The organism is Haloarchaeobius marinus (genome assembly GCF_051207415.1).
Taxonomy (GTDB): Archaea; Halobacteriota; Halobacteria; order Halobacteriales; family Natrialbaceae; genus Haloarchaeobius.
Genome location: NZ_JBPKGD010000002.1, coordinates 274,983 through 292,274 on the forward strand (window position 1 = coordinate 274,983; position 17,292 = coordinate 292,274).

The window sequence follows — 17,292 nt, forward strand, 5'->3', positions numbered from 1 at the left end:
TTTTGACAATCGGTCGGCTCGACACTCGCCCGTACGGACGACCCCGGGACGCCGTCGTGGGAAACCATGAAGGTCATGACCGAGGAGGAGAGAGGGGCGGTAGATGACCGAGCGCGGGTTCGACCTCGCCGACCGCGTCGCCGCCCGACACGAGACCGACAGCTACCACGACGTCGCGCCCGTCGACCGCGTCGCAGAGCGAAGTTACTTCGCCCCCGACCCGGGGGCTGGCCTGCCCGTGCTCGACGGGTCACAGCACCTCGTCTTCGCCGGGAACAACTACCTCGGCCTGACGCAGGACTCGCGGGTGCAGGACGCCGCGGCGCGGGCGGCCGACACCGTCGGCACCGGTGCGGGGTCGAGCCGACTCGTCGCCGGCGACACGCTCACGCACCGCGACCTCGAGTTGCGACTCGCCGAGGTGACGGGCATGGAGCGTGCGCTCGCCTTCTCGTCGGGCTACGCGGCGAACGTGGGCACCGTCGCCGCGCTCGACCCGGACGTCGTGTTCTCGGACGAGTCGACCCACGAGAGCGTCGTCGACGGCTGTCGGCTCACCGACGCCGAGACCGTCGTCTACGACCACCGCGACGCGGACGACCTCCGCCGGCGGATGGCCGACCGGGCGGACGGCGACGGGACCGACGACGAGTCGTGGCTCGTCGTCACCGATTCGGTGTTCCGACTGGACGGGACCGTCGCCCCGCTCGCTGCGCTCTGTGACGTCGTCGAGACGTTCGGCGCGTGGCTGATGGTCGACGAGGCGCACGCGACCGGCCTGTACGTCGACGGCGGCGGCGTCGTCCAGCGCGAGGGTCTCGAAGACCGCGTCCACGTCCAGATGGGGACGCTGTCGAAGGCCCTGGCGAGCCAGGGTGGCTACGTCGCCGGGAGCGAGACGCTGGTCGAACACCTCGTCAACGTCGCGCCGTCCTTCGCGTTCTCGACCGGTCTCGCCCCGCCGTCGGCCGCCGCCGCCAGCGAGGCGCTCCACCTCGCTCGCCACGGCGAGTGCCGGGACCGCCTCTGGTCGAACGTCGGCCAGTTGCGGAGTGGCCTGGAGTCGCTGGGCTACGAGGTGTGTGGCGACACGCAGATCCTCCCGGTCGTCGTCGGCGACGGCCAGGACGCGCTCGCGCTCTCCGAGGCGATACGGGACCGCGGTATCGTCACGCACCCCGTCCGGCCGCCGACGGTCCCGGAGGGCACGAGTCGCATCCGCCTCGTCCCGATGGCGACGCACTCGCGGGCGGACGTGGAGGCGTGCATCGACGCCTTCCGCGAGGCTGGCGAGGCGGTCGGGTTGCTGTAACCGTCGAGAAGGGGCAGTCGGTCGTCTCAGACCGCGACGCGGCCGACCGCGTGCTGCGTGGCGACGAGTCGTCCGGCACCGTCGTCGCCGGTCCGGACGCGCTCGTCGGTCGTCTGGTCGCTGTCGGTCATCGTGACCTCGACGTGGCTGGTGTTCCCCGTCGCGACGGCCTGGGTGGTAAAGCGCTCGTGTCCGGCCAGGACGACGACCGTCTCGTCGCTCACCTCGACCAGGCGGTAGGTGTGGTCCTCGTCCATCGTGTAGACGCCGTTCTGCAGGGGGCCACGGCTCTCCAGCCAGTCCTGGAAGATGGACGTGAACTCGGACCGCTCGCCGGCGTCGTCGAAGCGGATGGCCCAGGCGAAGCCCTTCTTGTACGATTCGCCGTAGCTCTGGTTCTGGAACACCATCACCCGGTCGGCACCCCAGCCCTCGGCCCCTGCGGCGGCGTCGGGACCGCTGACGCCTGCCCGGAGCGAGGACCGGAGGAACAGTTCGCCCCTGGTCGACACCGAGTAGTGGTTCCAGACGGAGTCGGGACCGCGCTCGACCGCGAGTTCCTTCGGCGGGTCCTCGCCGGGCATCCTGTTGTGCATTATCTGTTCCATCGATATCGGCGGATTGTCGTACAGCCGTTCGAACTCCCGCGTGGAGTCGACGCGGAACCGCGTGTAGCGCTCGCCCATCACGTACGGGCCGAGCTGGTACATCGAGAACGCCGAGCTATTCGCCCACGTGGAGACGTTCCGTGAGGTGGCCTCGCGGTCCATGTACTGGTTCTGGTACTCGCTCTCGAAGTAGACCGCACTGCCCTCGACGAGCGCCGTCTCGACGTCCCCGACGTTGACGCCCTCGTTCGTCAGGTTCGACGCGAGGCGGTCCTGGCTCCCCTCGTAGAACTGCACCGCGTGCAGGAACTCGTGGGCGAGCGTGACCTCGGCCTCGGAGGCGTTCTGCGGGCGGCCCGCGCCGTCGTCGGCGTCGACGTACCGCATCACGACGTCGACGGTGACGGAGCCGTCGGGGTTGGGCTGGGGACTCGCGTAGCCCGCCACGTACACCTCCGGCGTCCCGTTCGGTGCGATGCCCATGACGGCCTGGAAGGACTCGTTGCTGAAGTCGAACTGGTCGAACGTGTAGGGGTTCGTCTCGTCGGGCGAGAGCACCCGGACGGACGGCCCCTCGTCGAGGTCCGACCCGGTCATGTTCAGGATGCGGAGGTAGACGTCGTTGGCGTCGAAGCCGAGGCAGGCCCCGGACACCTGGACGAGGTCGCCGTCTTCGCTCCGGTACTCGCAGGGTTCCTCTGTGTCCCCCATCGCCGTCGTGGTCGGAGTCTCGGTCGCGGTCGCCGTGTTCTGCAGTGTGGTCGTGGACGCGTCCGTCGGCGTCCCGGTGGACTCGACGTCCGTCGGCCCCTGGTCGGTGGTGTTGCACCCCGCGACCAGGAGCATGAGGGCCAGCGCGAGCGCCAGAAGTGGTCGCTTCATGTAGAACTACTCGCAAAACAGTAATTTGTAGGTTTATACGTTGTGGTATTGTTTCACGCTGGAACGAGGGGAAAGTTTCCATCGGACGCCGGGGCCGTTCGAAGATCGGGACGGCTCACAGCCAGTCGTCGAGACCGGACTGACCGTCGTCCGTCTCGTCGGGGTCGGTGGCCGACTGGTCCGCGTCGGTCGCCTCGGCGGGGCCGGTGTCGTCACCGGTCAGGGTCGTCTGGCCGCCGGCGTCGGCCGTCTCACCACCGTCGTCGGCGTCGGCGTCGTCGGCCGCCGACTCGACGTCACCCGTCGACTCGCCGTCGTCCGCCGGTTCGAACTCGGCGAAGGCGTCCCCGGCGTGGGCGACGACGGCCTCCTCGCGGCGTTCGGTCGCCTCCTCGACGATGCCCTGGACCTTGTTCGTGCTCTCGCCACTGCCGGTGACGAACGACACCTCCGACGCGTCGAGGTCGTACGTCGCGGCCATCCGGACCGTCAACTCGCGGGGCTTGCAGTGGTGGGTCATCTGTGCGAGGAACGGCATGACCTCCCGGCGGGCCGTCGACATGCTGAACCCGCCCGTCTCGGCGATCTTGCGCGCGATGGCGTCTCGCTTCTTCCGGGTGGCCTTCGACCGGCCCAGTTTCGACCAGTACGACGGTGGCCCGTACCGGGTCCACCCGCCGTGGTCGTGACGACGCGCCGCCGCGACGCCCGCGGCGACGTTGTCCGTCGCGTAGCGCCAGAAGGAGTAGTCCTGCGTGGCGCGCACGCGCCCGAGCCAGCGGTCGGCGTTCGCCAGGAACCCGTAGGCGTCGGCGAGTTCGTCGCCGTAGTAGTCCTTGGGCACGTTGTCCTCGACCCAGTTGAGCAGGTCGTCGGGCGTCTCGTCGACGTCGTAGGCGGCGTACAGGGACTCCTCGGCCGACTTCTTCTTGATGACGTCGTCGAGGAAGTCGAAGATGCCCTCCGTCCGGTCGCGTTCGCCCGTCACCACGTCGTCGACGGTCAGCCGTTCGGTCTGCTCGGCGAGCGCCTGCAGGTCGTTGATGGCCGACCGGAGGTCGCCGCTCGTCTCCTCGGCGATGCGGTCCAGTGCGTCGTCCTCGTACTCGATGCCCTCCTGTCGGCAGATGTCGCGCAGCACCGGCACGATGGAGCGCCGGGAGACGTCCCGGAACTCGATCTCGCGGCAGGCGTCCCGGAGGCTGTTGCTCATGTCGTAGAACTCGTTGGCGATGAGCACCATCGGCTGGTTCGCCTCCTTGACGATGCGCGTTATCTCCCGCGACCCGCCGTAGTCGGCGTTGCCGTGGAAGTTGTCGGCCTCGTCGACGACGAGCAACTGGCGGCCGCTACCGGTCCCACCGAGCGTCCGGTTCTGCGACGCGCGCCCGGCGAACCGCTTGATGTCGTCCGCGGTCCGCGAGTCGCTCGCGTTCAGCTCCATCACCGGCCACCCCATGTCGTTCGCCAGCGCGTGGGCGGCCGACGTCTTCCCGACGCCCGGCGACCCGTGGACGAGCGCCGCCTCGCGGTGCTCGTCCCACGTCTCGGCCCACTCCCGGAGCGCGTCGCGGGCCTTGTCGTTCCCCCGGACCTCCGAGAGCGTCGAGGGCCGGTGTTTCTCCGTCCAGTCGGTCATTACGACGGAGTAAGCATCTGGTGCGTTTAGTGGTTGTGGAGGGCGGTCGCCGGCGGACCCATCGTCGTCGGCGCGTCGCGGACGACGGCCGCCGACCCCGTCTGACGGAGAGACTAAGCGTCGGGGGCCGAAACGGCGGGTATGGCCTTCGACACCGGCTGGGACCTCCCGTCGACGGCGGCCGTGTCGTTCGACCCACCTGTCGAGGCGGCGGGCGTCGCCAGCGCCGACGCGTTCCGGTCCGCCTACGGCCCCTTCTTCCGGAGCGTGCTCGCGACGAACCTCGACACGACCCTCGACGAGGGTGCCCTCACGGGCGTCGCGAACCGCCTCGGGCAGGTGACGTGGCGGTCGTCGTTCGAGCGCTTCGAGCGGCCGGCCGACGCCGCCGAACTCGACGACCTCACCCGGGTCGTGCAGGCGTACGCTCGCGCCGGTGGCGCGATGCGCCCCACCCGCCGCCCGGGCTACTGGCGGCACGAGCACTCCCGGGAGGCGGCGGTCGACTGCACCGCCGACTGCGAGGACTGCGAGGCGCGCTCGCTCCCGGTCACGGCGGACTCGGCGACGCTGTATCGCCTCTGCGAGCCACACCACCGCGAGGTGTACCGTTCGTACGTCGAGGCGACGCGTCGCGACCCCGACCCTCCCCACGACGACGAGGCGTTCGACCTCGCCGAGCGCCTGGACCGCGAGGCGCTCGCGACCGACGCGGCCAGCAGACTGGCGGAGGTCGCGGCCCACGACCCGCACCGCGTTCGCCCGGTGTCCTCGACGCTGGTGGACGAGTTCGAGGCACAGCGTGGCGCCCACCTCGTCAGCGTCGACTACCTCCGGGCGGTCACGACGGCGTTGACCCACCTCGCGACCATCGACGGGACCGTCCGGCAACTGCTCGTCCGCGGACTCGGCGACGAGGACGAGACCATCCGGGGTGCGAGCGCGGCCGCCGTCGCCTCGCTCGCCTGGGAACGCCCGGACGCCCTCCTCGACGTGGACGAGGCCAGCCTCGGCGGTGCGGCCGACGAGCGCAGACCGCCGGTGGTCCGTCGACTCGGTGCGATGCTCGACGGGGACGAGGCCCGGTCGAGCATCCAGGCGCTCTCGGCGCTCTGTGAGTTCGCCCGGACGCATCCGCGACACGTCGAACCGTTCGGCGACACCCTCCGGGCGGGGACCGAACGCGAGAACCCACGCGTCAGGTTCCTCGCGGGGGCGACTCTCGCGACCCTCGTCCGTGCAGACCCGGACGCGGGGGCGCGCTGGCAGGCGACGTTCGAGCGACTCGCCGGCGAGGACGGGCACGCCGCCGCTGCCGGGGTGACCGGCCTGTGCTACCTCGCTGCCGCGGACCACGACGTTGGCCGCGACCGTGCGGCGTCGGCCGGCGCGGTGCGGACGTACGCCGACCCGACTAGGCGACCGCACGGGGTCGTCCGCGAGGCGACGTTCGCGCTCGGGCACCTCGGCGGCCCGGGCGACGTCGAGCACGTGGAGTGGGTCGAATCGTGCGCGCGCACGGACGCGCTCCGGGATGCCTGCGAACGGACGCGGAACCGGCTGTACGCGACCTGACCCGTCGAACGGGACGGCCGCGACCCGGTCCGGCGCGACGTGGCCGTCGGCGTTCCCGCCCGGAACCTGGGAGTGCTAATCCGTACCACTCCTGGCCAATCTCTTTTATCTCAGTCTTCGAGTCTGTCGTATGGACCTCTTCCCCGACTCGTTCCGGACGGCACGGCTGCGCTACGAGCGCCTCCACCGGGACGCCGTCGACGTGTTCTACCTCTACGAGGTGATGAGTCGGCCGGGCTTCGACCGCATCGTCCAGCACGTCTCGAAGTCCCAGCATCAAACGCCGAAGGAGACGTTCGACTACCTCGCCGAGGCCGAGGCGCAGTGGGCAGACGGCGAGCGCGCCGACTGGGCCATCTACCCCCGCGAGGGCGAGGACGGTGCGGGCGAGTTCGCCGGCGTCGCCTCCCTCATCCCGCTGTGGGGCCGTCGGACGGCACGCCTGGGAATCTGGCTGCTCGAACCGTTCTGGGGCCGGGGGTACTCCGGCGAGCGCGCGGACGCGCTGGTCGAACTCGCGTTCGACCGGCTGGACCTCGAACTGGTCGCGGCAGGCTGCGTCGACGGGAACGAGAACTCGCGGCGGGCCATCGAGCAGTACGTCGAGCGCTGGGGTGGCCAGTACGAGGGCGTCCTGCGGAACTGGCTCGTCCTCGACGGCGAACCGCACGACTTCCATCGCTGGAGCATCAGCCGGGCGGAGTACGAGGCGTCCGACGTCGCGACCGAGTTGACCGTCGATGAGTGAACTGTTCCCCCGACGCATCGAGACCGACCGCCTGACCATGCTCCCGTCGACCCCCGAGGTGCTCTCTCCGCTCGACTTCTATCGGGTCTGCTCGGCCGACCCCGACATCGACGAGGTGACCGAGCACCTCACCTGGGAGCCACACGCGCACCCGAAGGAGACTCTGGAGTTCCTCCGGGCGACGAGCGAGGGCCTGGAGTCCGGGGACGACGCCGCGTACCAGGTGTACGTCGACCCCGGCGACGCACCAGAGGGCGTCGACGGCCCGTCGCCCGGCGGGCCGTACGCCGACAGCGACCTCGTGCTCGCCGGCGGCGCGGGCATGGGCGTCGACTGGGACCGCCGGACCGGCACCCTCGGGACGTGGCTCCGGAAGCCGTTCTGGGGGCGTGGCTACTCGGGCGAGCGCGCCGCCGCGTTCGTCGCCCTCGCGTTCGACCGTCTCGACCTGGAGGTCGTCGCCGTGGAGCACGTCGCGGGCAACGAGAACTCGCGCCGGGCCATCGAGACGTACGTCGAGCGCTTCGGCGGGTGGAAAGAGGGCGCGCTGCGCAACTGGGCGTTCGAGGAGGGCGAACCTGTCACCCAGCACCGCTACAGCATCGCCCGCGAGGAGTACGAGGACGCGGACGTGGAGGTGGCAGTCGAGTTCCATGGCTGACCCGTTCCCCGGGACGTTCGAGACGGACCGACTCCGGTTCGAGCGCATCGGCCCCGGGACGCCGGCGGTCCACGACGTGTACGACCACTTCGCCCACGAGGACGGCATCGAGCAGGCGACCCGGTACATGTTCTGGGAGCCCCACGCCCACCCGGAGGAGACCCGGGACTTCGTCGACCGTTCGGGTCGGACGGCCGAGCGCGGGGAAGACGCGAAGTACGCCATCTACGTCCGCGAGGGCGAGGACGGAGCCGGCGAGTTCGCGGGCACGACCGGCCTGCACACGAGGTGGGACCGCCGGACCGTCGAGTACGGCATCTGGCTCCGCAAGCCGTTCTGGGGCCGGGGGTACTCCGGCGAGCGCGCCGTCGCCCTGGCCGAACTGGCGTTCGACCGGCTGGACCTCGACCTCGTCGCCGTGACGGTGCTGGACGAGAACGACCAGTCTCGCCGGGCCATCGAGAAGTACGTCGACCGGCTGGGCGGCCAGTACGACGGCTACTTCCGCCACCTCCAGCACGACGGCGACGGCCCGGTCGGCGTGCACCGCTACACCGTCGACCGGGCGCAGTACGAGGGCAGCGACGGCGACCGTTAGACAGATAGGGCCGGTTGGTCAATGTGGGGGAGGTACGAACATCACTATGTCACCCGAAACCTCCATGCAATCCGCGTACGCCAGCGGGCGGTCGAGACTCGACGGTATCGCCGCGGCCAAGAGTGCAGGTGTCGGCGTGCTCGCGTTCCTCGCCAGTTACGTCGTCGCGTTCGTCGTGTGGACGCAGGCCGAACTGCCAGAAGCCGAGACGTTCGGCGACGCCTTCGACCAGGCCATCGTCGCGGCGGTCCGCGACAACGTCCCGACCTGGAAGGCCGCCGGGATGGCGCTGTACAACGCCCACCTCGTCGACGTAGACTACCAGGGTCCCATCGTCACCGGGTCGATGAACCTCATCGACCTCGCCGGGGGCGGCCTCCTCCAGGCGCTCTACGTCGTCCCGCCGCTGGTCCTGCTCCTCGCAGGGTTCGCGGCCGCGCGCGTGACCGGCCTCACCGACGACCTGGCGAACGCGGCCGTCGGCGGTGCCCTCGTCGCCGTCGGCTACCTGGTGCTGGCGGTGCTCGGGACGGTCCTGTTCGGCTACGCCAGCGACGGTGCCTCGCTGTCCATCCCCCTCCCGATGGCGGTGGTGTTCGCCGGCATCGTCTACCCCGTGCTGTGCGGGGCCGCCGGTGGCGTCCTCTCACACGTCGTCCACCGCGTCGGCGCGTGAACGGCGTCGGCGCGCACTCAGAGGTCGCGGGCGACCATCTCGCCCCAGTGCTCGAAGCCGTGGCGGTCGTAGAACGCCCGCGCACGCTCGTTCGTCCGGTCCACGTCGAGCACCAGTCGGTCGAGCGGGAGCGACATCGACCGGGCGAAGTCGACGGCGGCGTCTAGCAGGCCGTCTGCGACGCCCGTCCCGCGGTACTCCGGTGCGACGTACAGTTCGTTCAGCACCGCCGCGTCCCAGACGAACGCGAGTCGTTCGGGGAGGACGAAGACGTAGCCCGCGAGCGCGTCGTCGTCCGCCTCGCCGTCCGCCTGGTCGGCCGGTTCGACGAGGACGCATCGCTCGTCGTCGGCGACGCAGCGGTCGACCCAGGCGAGCCACGAGGCGCGGTACTCGTCGGTGAGTTTGCCCTCGTACAGCGTCTGCTTCTCGTCGCCGCCGGTCCCCGTGCCGAGCCCCAGCTCGAACGCGCGTTTGCACGCCCAGAGCGCGTCCGCGTCCGTCGTCGCGTCGTACGGTCTGACCATGCCCGGCGTTCACTCCCGTTGGGCTTGAGTGGTCCGCTCTTCCCACAGGCGACTCGCCATCAGGAAGACGCTGGTCACCACGAGCAGCAACTGGACGCCGGTGTCGACGACGGGGAAGACACGCTCTTGCACCTCGGGTTCACCCGAGCGGTCGGGGTTCGTGTCCACGCCGGTCCGGTACTGCGTCTCCTGGGTCGACCCACGGGAGACGGATTCGGCCGGTTCGCCGTTGCTGAAGTCGACGAACGTCTGGACGAGCCCCTGCTGGTCGGAGATGTGGATCTCCCCGGAGAACGCGTAGAACTGGTCGTGGAGCGGCCAGAACACGTTCACGCCGTTGGTCGTGAGGTCCGGACCGATGGCACCGAAGACGAGCGCAGCGACGACGACGTACCCGACCCGGTGGGCGTGTCCGCCGAACCGTTCGCGCAGTCGCGACGGCCCGGACCCGGCACGGTCGTAGTACACGACCGCCCCGAGGAGCGCCGGGAACAGCAGGGAGTGGAAGGCCGCCCGGTGCGCGCCGAGCCAGACGAACCCGAGGAACACGTCGAGGTCGACGAGGACGGTGAACGCGAGAACGACGAGCAGGGCGCGGCCGGAGAACGCCGGGCCGAGCAGCGCGCAGGCGACGATGCCTGCCAGTGCCACGTGAACGACTGTCGAGGGCATACCCGAGGCATCGTCCGTCGGGGCAAAATCCTTCCGGGTTCGTCGGCTGTCGATATCGGGTTTCGATACCCTTTTGCCTCGGCTCGGCGACGTATCGCTGATGAGCGACAACCCACGCCGTCAGCTGGCGACGAAGATCGCCGGCGAGGTGACGCTCTCGGAGGACCCGGGGGCGACGCTCCGGAAGTGGCGGACCGACTTCGACGTCTCCCAGACCGACCTCGCGACAGAACTCGACGTCTCCTCCTCGGTCATCTCCGACTACGAGAGCGGTCGCCGCGAGAACCCCGGCATCGGCGTGGTCAGCCGCGTCGTCCACGCCCTGCTCGACATCGACGAGTCGCGCGGCGGCGACCACGTCCGGCAGTACGCCCGCGTCCTCTCGGCCGGGTTCGAGAGCGACATCGTCCGCGACCTCAGGGAGTACCCGACGACCATCCCCCTCTCGCGCCTCTACGACGCCATCGACGCGACTGAGGTCCAGTCCGGGGGAGCGACGAGCGTCTCGGGCCACACCGTCATCGACTCCATCGCCGCCATCACGCGCCTCTCCTCAGAGGAGTTCTACCGCCTGTACGGCCAGTCGACGTCGCGGGCGCTCGTGTTCACCGAGATCACGCGTGGCGAGTCGCCGCTGGTCGCCATGCGCGTCGTCACGCCGACGCCGAACGCCGTCGTCCTCCACGGCATCGACGAGGACGACCTCTGGAGGCACGCGCCGAAACTCGCCCGCGCCGACGGCTTCTCGCTCGCCGTCACGACCGTCTCGACCGACGAGATGCTCGACGCGCTGGCGTCGTTGCCGTAGGTCGGTCCCGCCGGCCGGAACCGGACTTTCCGACCCAGAAACTCTCCGCTCCGGTTTTTATCGTCTCCGTCCCGAGTGAACGGTGGCGACGGTCCCGCGCCTGCCCACGAGACCTGTCGCCTCCGACCCGAATCTGCCGGTCCTGACCGACGCCCACGCGACCACCGCCGGAAGAAACGTCGTCTCCGCCGCACCGATCCGTCCGCCGCCCCGCTGACGCTACCGGCCGCGACTGCGGCCCAGTCGATTCACTCGACGTACGTGTACTTCCGCTCGCCCATGCGACCCCAGCCGTCGAAGACGAACTCCTCCTCGGGCGTCGTGAACTCCTCGAGGTCGGAGTCCTTCTCGTGGTTGTGCCGGTCGTGGACCTCCTCGTACTCCGGCCACGAGAGGTCGTACCGGGCGGCCATCTGGTCGTCGATGTCGAGTGCCGATATCTCGTCGGCCCAGCCCGCGGCGACCGTCTCGGCGTGGACCTCGGCCTGCGCGCCGCTGCCGTAGGAGCCGACGCCGAGGACGCTCCCCGTGACGTCCGCGTCGTTCGCGAGCGCGTGTCTGAGGGCGGAGACGCGGGCGATGTGGACCGACCCGGTGTACCAGTTGCCGACGTCGCGGGACAGGCCGAGCGTGGGTTCGATGACCCGGTCGTACCACTCCTGGTACGTCGCGGTGCCCTTCAGCGCGTCCATGTACTCGCGGATGGCCTCCTCGTAGGCCTCGCGGTCCTCGAACGCCTCCTCGCGGGGCTGGCGGCCGATCTCCTCGGCGAGTTCGTCCTCGACCTCGGTGTCGCGGATCATGTGTCGGTAGACGAGCAGGCCGGCCTTCCGGACCATCCCCGGGAACGGCGTGTGGAACGGGATGTACGCGAAGTCGTCGGGGTGGATCTTGCCCGCGACGCTCTCGTAGTCCTCCACCGCCTCGCGCATCCGGGCGAGGTAGACCTGCATCGAGCGCTTGCCGTCGACGCTCGGGAACTGCTGGTTCGGCTTCAGGAAGTCCGTCTCGTCTGCGCTGCCGTAGCCCTGCTCGTTCGACAGTTCGACGATGTCCGGGTCCTCGTCGATGAGCATCGCGACCGCACCCGCGCCCTGGGTCGCCTCGCCGGCGTCGCCCCGGGCGTAGAGTGCCGTGTCCGTCGCGACGACCAGCGCGGCGCGTCCCCGGTTCCGGCCGGCACGGATCCAGTTGTACGCGTCGTCGATGGACTGGGTGCCCGCGATGCAGGCGAACTTGCGCTCGCCCTTGTTCGCGTGGTGGAAGTCGCCCTCGTACACCTGTTCGAGACAGCCCGCGATGTACGTCGATATCGGCTTCGAGTTGTCGAAGGAAGACTCGGTCGCGACGTCGATGCGACCGATGTCGTCGGGTTCGAGTCCCTTCCGGTCCATGAGCTTCTTCGCTGCGTTGGCGCCCATCGTGACGATGTCTTCGTGTGCGTCGGGGAACGACGAGGCGTTCAGACCGAGTCCCTTCGTGAAGTACTCGGGGTCCTTGCCCTTCTCGGGGGCGAACGTCTCCGCGAGGTCGAGTTTCAGTTTCCCGGTCCAGATTTCGATGGCGTCGATACCGACGGTTGTCATGCTACGAATGACTGTGTGCAGGGGCTATATGATATTGTCGACTGAGACTTCGACGGACGTCGATACTCGCTGGGTTCGTCGTCGTCACGTTCCGAATCTGCGTGTCGTCGGCCTGCCGCGAGAATCCCTCGTGGCCGACGTCCGTGCTCGCCCGGTCGTGTCGCGTCGTGCCGGGTCCCCGGTCGCCCGTCGCGGCTACTCGTCGTCCTCTTCCTCTTCGACGACCTCGGGGTCCTCCATCGCGGACTGCAGACTCGCCAGTCCGTTGAGCCACTCGGCGACCGGACCGTACTCCAGTTCCTCCCCGACCTCTGGAGACAGTTGCTCGCCGTCGATGAGGAGCGTCCCGGCCTTCACGAGGAAGCCACGGGCGCTCTCGATGTCCTCCTCGGCCTCCGCCTCGGCGGCGGCCGAGACGTACTCGTCGACCGACGCCTCGGTCGCGGGACCGGCGTGGATGTACTCCATCGCGGAGTGGAGGACGATGCTCAGGCTCTCCTGGACGCTCCCCACGAGGAACACCTTGTCCTCGTCGTCGAACTCCGGTTCGGTGAAGACGATGTCCCCGATCTCGTTTATCTTCTCGGAGGCCTCCTCCTCGTCGAGTTCGTCGTCGTCGTGTGCGGAGACGATCTTCGCGACGGCGATGGCGGCGTCGTCCTGCATCAGGTCGAACACGCGCATCGAGTCGTCGTCCTCGGCGTCGATCTCCTCCTCTCTGACGCGGTCGATCCAGTTCTGCCAGCGTTCGTCCGAGTAGTATTCGGTCGGGGGAGTGCTCATACTCCATCCTACCCCGGCGTAGTGAAATGCCTTTCTCTACGCAGAACCGGGCCTCCCCGTGCCGTGACGACACGTACGGCGGCGAGAGCGCCGTTTCGGGCTAGAGCGTCGCCTCGGTGTCGACGTCGTAGACGAGTTCGGGCGTCTCGACGTGCGCGCGTCGCACCGCCTCCGCGTGGCCGTTCTCCAGCAGCCACCGGACCCGCCGGGGGACCGTCTTCGGCCCGAGGACGGCCCCGGGTCGGTCGGGGTCGTCCACGAAGTCGGTCTCCATCAGGAACGGCGCGCCCGAGGCGGCGGCGACCTCGAGGCGGTCCGTCTCGCTCATGACGCTGGGAATCGGTCCGGCGAGTTCGCCGCCGGCGTAGTGTTTCACGACGCGCGTGCGGTCGAGTCCGGTGTCCTCCGCCCACTCTGCGACCTCGGTGAGGTCGTCGCTGGCCTCGGTGTGCAACTGGACGGCGCAGTCGAGGTCGGCCCCGAGGCCGAAGGCGTGTCGCATCACCTCGTTCGAGGCGTCCCACACCGCGTCTTCGACCTCGTAGTGGGGGCGTCCGGACTTCAGCGCGAGGGCCCGCCCGTCGGCGACGTACTCGGCGGCGAGTTCCAGTCCCGACTGCATCAGGTCCCGGGCCTCGGCGGCCGTGTACCCGTCATCGACGAGGCGCGAGACGAGTCCGGGGTGGACGCCGAGGACGGGCCACGCCCGCCCGTCGAGTCGGTCGGTCGCGTCGGCGACCGCGCCGACGGTCGTCTCGAAAGCGTGCCGGAAGTCCGACTGCTCGGTCGGCACCGGTCCAAGGTGCCACGACGGCTTGTTGACGACGAGCAGGTGCGTCCCGCCCAGGCGCGCGAAGTCGTCGACGGCGGCCATGCCTCGCCCGTTGTCGGGGTCCAGGTGCATGTGGTTGTCCAGGACCGGCGTGTCGAGTTCGTCCATCGCTCGTGCGTGCATGCGTGAGCGCGGATGAAGAACCTGGCTATGGCCACGTTCCCGGAGCAGCGCGACGGTCCCGCCGCCTCCCCCGGCGTTCCGGCCGGGCGTCCCGCGACGCCCTGCTTCGCCGCCGAGCAGTCACTCTTCGAGGACGATAGCGTCGTTCGCGGCGTTCCTGAGGGCGTCGGACCGACCGTGTTCGGCGGGGGCGATGGCGAGGGTCCGGACGCCGTGACGGCCCGCCGTCTCCAGGACCGGCTTGAAGTCGGTGTCCCGGGACGCGATGGCGAGGGTGTCGATGGAGTCGAGGACGGTCGTCTCGGTGGCGTCGATGGCGAGTTTCACGTCGACGTCGCCGCTGGTGACGACGACCTCGAACCCGCGGGCCTCGGCGGCCTGGATGAGTCCGGGCGTGGCGTGTTCGTCGAGGTACAGGCGCGTCACCACGAGGTCGCCGGCGTCGCTCGCGGCGGTCCGGACGTCGTCGAGGTCGACGTCGAAGTCGTCTCGCAGCACGTTCGGCCCGTCGACGAACAGGCCGACCCGCGGACGGGGATGTGGCTCCGTCCCCGGGAGGAGGCGACGGAATCGCTCGTTCATACCCCCCTGTATCGCGGTCGCCGCCAAAGCGGTGGCGATTCGGGGTCGTCCTCGCCCACGCGGGGCCGGGTCGGGTGACCACGCGCTCCTGGTCGCCGGGCGTGGCTGGTCGCGCGCCAGCCGTCCAGCCACCCGGCCGAAGAAGATTCACAGCAATCAGAATTCAATTATCACGCACTAGTATAAAAATAATGTTCTGTCCTCGCGTAGCCGTCGTTACGCTTATATTCCAGTAGCAATCTCCATCGGAAATCGCACATAGAGATAACCAATATCGTAACGTTTTACTACCAGTTGCCACATCCCCATACTGGTCATGACAGATGATGACACCCGGCAGTACGGGCGACGACAGTACCTGAAGACGACCGGAGCGCTCGGTGCGGCGGCAGCCTTCGGCGGCGTCGCGAGCGCCACCCCCGGTCGGACCCCCGGACCGAAGGAGAACGAGATCCTCGTCGGCGTCTCCGCGGGCGTCGCGGACGTGCGAGCGACGGTCGAGCAGGCCGTCCCCACGAACGCGCGCATCGTCCACGAGAACCGGACGCTGCGCTACGTCGCGGTCGAGTTCCCCGACGTGGCCTCGACCCAGGCGCGAGAGAGCTTCGTCGAGTCGGTCACGAGTCGCGACGGCGTCAAGTACGCAGAGCGGAACGCGACGTACACCACGTCGCTGACGCCGAACGACCCGCAGTTCGACCAGCAGTACGCGCCACAGCAGGTCGAGGCACCGTCGGCGTGGGACACGACGCTCGGCTCTTCGAGCGTGACCATCGCCGTCGTCGACACGGGCGCGCAGTACGACCACCCGGACCTGCAGGCCAACTACGCCTCGGACCCGGGGCGGGACTTCGTCGACAACGACTCCGACCCCTACCCGGACGTCCCGAGCGACGAGTACCACGCCACCCACGTCTCCGGCTGTGCGGCCGCGATGGTCGACAACGGCACCGGCGTCGCCGGGCAGGGCAACTCGACGCTCATCAACGGCCGGGCGCTCGACGAGTCCGGCAGCGGGAGCACGTCCGACATCGCCGACGCCATCGAGTGGGCGGCCGACCAGGGCGCAGACGTCATCAACCTCAGTCTCGGCGGTGGCGGCTACACGCAGACGATGAAGAACGCCGTCAGCTACGCGACGGACAACGGCGCGCTCGTCGTCGCTGCGGCCGGGAACAACGGGTCCGGTTCGGTCTCCTACCCGGCGGCCTACAGCGAGTGCGTCGCCGTCTCGGCCGTCGACGACAACGAGAACCTCGCCAGCTTCTCCCAGTACGGGGACAGCGTCGAACTCTGTGCCCCCGGCGTGGACGTGCTGTCGACGACGACGGAGGCCCGTGGCTCCTACGAGGAGCTCTCGGGCACGTCGATGGCGACGCCCGTCGTCTCCGGCGTCGCCGGACTCACCAAGTCCCAGTGGGACCTGACGAACTCCGAACTGCGGAGCCACCTGAAGAACACCGCCACCGACATCGGCCTCCCGAGCGACCAGCAGGGGAGCGGCCAGGTCGACGCAGGTGCGGCCGTCGCGACCGAGCCCGGTGACGGCGGCGGTGGCGGTGGCGGCGGTGGCGGCGGGTCCACCACGGGGAGCGTCACCGACTCGCTGTCGGGGTACTGGGACTCCGACTGCTGGACGTGGGCCTGGGAGTACAGCGACCCGAGCCAGGTTGAGGTCGTGCTCAGCGGCCCCGCCGACGCCGACTTCGACCTGTACGTCAACGACGGCGAGGCGTCCTGTCCGTCGTACAGCAACTACGACTACGCCTCCTACACGGTCGACAGCCAGGAGACCGTCGTCATCGACGACCCCGACACCTCGACGGACCTCTACATCACCGTCGACTCGTACTCCGGGTCCGGCACCTACGACCTGACCATCACCGAGTACGAGTAGCGTCGCACCCCGGCCGACGGTCGCCCGGCCGACCGCGGCCCCCGCAGGCTCGCCGTTTTCTTTAACTCTTTACGTCCCGGCGCCGACGGCCCAGATATGAGTGGTCCGCACATCCTCATCCTCGGAGCGCCCGGCGCAGGGAAAGGAACGCAGTCGGCGAACATCGTCGACGAGTTCGGCGTCGAGCACGTCACGACCGGCGACGCGCTCCGGTCGAACAAGGAGATGGACATCTCCGACATGGACTTCGAGTACGACACGCCCGGCGAGTACATGGACGCCGGCGAACTCGTCCCCGACGCGGTCGTCAACGCCATCGTCGAGGAGGCGCTGTCGAGTGCCGACGGCTACGTCCTCGACGGCTACCCGCGGAACCTCGAACAGGCCGAGGAACTCGCGGACATGACCGACCTCGACGTCGTCCTCTACCTCGAGGTGGCCCGCGAGGAGCTCCTCGACCGGCTCACCGGCCGTCGCGTCTGTTCGGAGTGCGGCACGAACTACCACGTCAAGTACAACCAGCCAGAGGAGGAGGGCGTCTGCGACGAGTGCGGCGGCGAACTCGTCCAGCGCGACGACGACACGCGCGAGGCCGCAGAGAACCGGCTCGAAGTGTTCGAAGAGAACACGCTCCCGGTCGTTGACTACTACCGCGACCACGACGGATTCGTCGCCGTCGACGGGGAACAGGCCCCCGACGCCGTCTGGTCCGACGTGAAAGCAGCCATCGAGTCGAGCGAAGAGTAAAAGACTCTTATCCTCCGATTGCTTACTGGTGCCCAT

Annotated in this window: 17 protein-coding genes; 9 read left to right on the forward strand and 8 right to left on the reverse strand. The window is 69.2% G+C overall.

The genetic code is table 11. The features are described 5' to 3' along the window. Nucleotides 1-103 precede the first annotated feature (103 nt). On the forward strand, nucleotides 104-1,312 hold the full coding sequence (locus tag ACSC1W_RS07485) for an aminotransferase class I/II-fold pyridoxal phosphate-dependent enzyme (RefSeq protein ID WP_435346309.1): 1,209 nt from the start codon (nucleotides 104-106) through the stop codon (nucleotides 1,310-1,312). A gap of 26 nt (nucleotides 1,313-1,338) precedes the next feature. Here ACSC1W_RS07485 and ACSC1W_RS07490 read toward each other — a convergent pair whose 3' ends face one another. Both ACSC1W_RS07490 and ACSC1W_RS07495 read right to left on the reverse strand, forming a co-directional pair. Beyond that, the gene (locus ACSC1W_RS07490; RefSeq protein ID WP_435346310.1) at nucleotides 1,339-2,802 is read right to left on the reverse strand and encodes a hypothetical protein; all 1,464 of its coding nucleotides are present in this window, start codon (nucleotides 2,800-2,802) and stop codon (nucleotides 1,339-1,341) included. Nucleotides 2,803-2,917: 115 nt separating this feature from the next. Beyond that, on the reverse strand, nucleotides 2,918-4,441 hold the full coding sequence (locus tag ACSC1W_RS07495) for a replication factor C large subunit (protein ID WP_435346311.1): 1,524 nt from the start codon (nucleotides 4,439-4,441) through the stop codon (nucleotides 2,918-2,920). 141 nt (nucleotides 4,442-4,582) lie between these two features. On the opposite strand from ACSC1W_RS07495, the gene ACSC1W_RS07500 reads away from it, so the two are divergent. From ACSC1W_RS07500 to ACSC1W_RS07520, 5 genes are all read left to right on the forward strand, one after another. Then, a complete protein-coding gene (locus ACSC1W_RS07500; protein WP_435346312.1) occupies nucleotides 4,583-6,016 on the forward strand; it encodes a hypothetical protein in 1,434 nt (477 codons plus the stop codon). A 130-nt stretch (nucleotides 6,017-6,146) separates the two neighbouring features. Continuing rightward, complete coding sequence (locus ACSC1W_RS07505; RefSeq protein ID WP_435346313.1) at nucleotides 6,147-6,764, forward strand: GNAT family N-acetyltransferase; 618 nt, start codon at nucleotides 6,147-6,149, stop codon at nucleotides 6,762-6,764. After that, a complete protein-coding gene (locus ACSC1W_RS07510; protein ID WP_435346314.1) occupies nucleotides 6,757-7,425 on the forward strand; it encodes a GNAT family N-acetyltransferase in 669 nt (222 codons plus the stop codon). Before ACSC1W_RS07505 ends, ACSC1W_RS07510 begins: the two co-directional genes overlap by 8 nt. Then, a complete protein-coding gene (locus ACSC1W_RS07515) occupies nucleotides 7,418-8,023 on the forward strand; it encodes a GNAT family N-acetyltransferase (protein WP_435346315.1) in 606 nt (201 codons plus the stop codon). The genes ACSC1W_RS07510 and ACSC1W_RS07515 overlap by 8 nt, the downstream gene beginning before the upstream one ends. A gap of 46 nt (nucleotides 8,024-8,069) precedes the next feature. Continuing rightward, nucleotides 8,070-8,699, forward strand: coding sequence for a DUF7978 family protein (locus ACSC1W_RS07520; RefSeq protein ID WP_435346316.1), 630 nt, complete (start codon nucleotides 8,070-8,072; stop codon nucleotides 8,697-8,699). 17 nt (nucleotides 8,700-8,716) lie between these two features. Here ACSC1W_RS07520 and ACSC1W_RS07525 read toward each other — a convergent pair whose 3' ends face one another. Then, nucleotides 8,717-9,226: a GNAT family N-acetyltransferase gene (locus ACSC1W_RS07525; protein ID WP_435346317.1), complete on the reverse strand. Its 510-nt coding sequence runs from the start codon at nucleotides 9,224-9,226 to the stop codon at nucleotides 8,717-8,719. Nucleotides 9,227-9,235: 9 nt separating this feature from the next. Next, nucleotides 9,236-9,898 (reverse strand): metal-dependent hydrolase, encoded by a 663-nt coding sequence (locus ACSC1W_RS07530; protein ID WP_435346318.1) that lies wholly within the window; start codon nucleotides 9,896-9,898, stop codon nucleotides 9,236-9,238. Between the two features lie 100 nt (nucleotides 9,899-9,998). On the opposite strand from ACSC1W_RS07530, the gene ACSC1W_RS07535 reads away from it, so the two are divergent. After that, nucleotides 9,999-10,706 carry a helix-turn-helix domain-containing protein gene (locus ACSC1W_RS07535; RefSeq protein ID WP_435346319.1) on the forward strand — a complete coding sequence of 236 codons (708 nt, stop codon included), beginning with the start codon at nucleotides 9,999-10,001 and terminating at the stop codon, nucleotides 10,704-10,706. Nucleotides 10,707-10,954: 248 nt separating this feature from the next. Here the strand turns inward: ACSC1W_RS07535 and hmgB are convergent, their stop codons facing one another. The 4 genes from hmgB to ACSC1W_RS07555 all read right to left on the reverse strand — a co-directional run bounded on the left by hmgB (nucleotide 10,955) and on the right by ACSC1W_RS07555 (nucleotide 14,612). Continuing rightward, complete coding sequence (hmgB, locus tag ACSC1W_RS07540) at nucleotides 10,955-12,292, reverse strand: hydroxymethylglutaryl-CoA synthase (protein ID WP_435346320.1); 1,338 nt, start codon at nucleotides 12,290-12,292, stop codon at nucleotides 10,955-10,957. A 195-nt stretch (nucleotides 12,293-12,487) separates the two neighbouring features. Then, the gene (locus ACSC1W_RS07545; RefSeq protein WP_435346321.1) at nucleotides 12,488-13,075 is read right to left on the reverse strand and encodes a DUF2150 family protein; all 588 of its coding nucleotides are present in this window, start codon (nucleotides 13,073-13,075) and stop codon (nucleotides 12,488-12,490) included. Between the two features lie 100 nt (nucleotides 13,076-13,175). Beyond that, nucleotides 13,176-14,015: a TatD family hydrolase gene (locus ACSC1W_RS07550; protein WP_435347671.1), complete on the reverse strand. Its 840-nt coding sequence runs from the start codon at nucleotides 14,013-14,015 to the stop codon at nucleotides 13,176-13,178. A 135-nt stretch (nucleotides 14,016-14,150) separates the two neighbouring features. Beyond that, nucleotides 14,151-14,612, reverse strand: coding sequence for an NYN domain-containing protein (locus tag ACSC1W_RS07555; protein WP_435346322.1), 462 nt, complete (start codon nucleotides 14,610-14,612; stop codon nucleotides 14,151-14,153). A gap of 316 nt (nucleotides 14,613-14,928) precedes the next feature. On the opposite strand from ACSC1W_RS07555, the gene ACSC1W_RS07560 reads away from it, so the two are divergent. Continuing rightward, nucleotides 14,929-16,509, forward strand: a complete 1,581-nt coding sequence (locus ACSC1W_RS07560; protein ID WP_435346323.1) for a S8 family peptidase — start codon at nucleotides 14,929-14,931, stop codon at nucleotides 16,507-16,509. A gap of 96 nt (nucleotides 16,510-16,605) precedes the next feature. Then, entirely contained in the window at nucleotides 16,606-17,256 is a 651-nt protein-coding gene (locus ACSC1W_RS07565) for an adenylate kinase (protein WP_435346324.1), read from the forward strand. The last annotated feature ends 36 nt before the right edge of the window (nucleotides 17,257-17,292 follow it).